We start from the raw sequence: 315 nt of genomic DNA, 5'->3' as shown, positions 1-315 counted from the left end.
ACGCTTCGGTGGGCTGAGCGGCGGAGTTTGCGGCAGGTCAGCTCGGCGAACCAGCGCTCGACGAGGTTGAGCCAGGACGCCGAGGTGGGAGTGAAGTGCAGATGGAAGCGGGGGTGTCGCAGCAGCCACTTCTTCACCGGCTCGGTCTTGTGGGTGGCGTAGTTGTCCAGGATCAGGTGGAGTTCGAGGTCCTTGGGAACGGCTGCGTCGATGACCTTCAGGAAGCGGAGGAACTCCTGGTGGCGGTGGCGGCGGTAGTGCTGGGCGATGACCGACCCCGAGGCGATGTCCAGGGCTGCGAACAGGCTGGTCGTA

At 65.1% G+C, this 315-nt stretch carries 1 protein-coding gene; it reads right to left on the bottom strand.

The window, feature by feature from the left end; all coding sequences use genetic code 11:
• Positions 1–315, bottom strand: a 315-nt coding sequence (locus tag HCN08_RS34610) for an IS630 family transposase (RefSeq protein WP_167987353.1), incomplete at both ends; no start/stop codon positions are given.

It is taken from the genome of Actinacidiphila epipremni, assembly GCF_012034175.1.
GTDB classification, from domain to species: domain Bacteria; phylum Actinomycetota; class Actinomycetes; order Streptomycetales; family Streptomycetaceae; genus Actinacidiphila; species Actinacidiphila epipremni.
The sequence above is the reverse complement of the archived record's forward strand: the minus strand, read 5'-3'. Positions and strand labels throughout refer to the sequence as shown.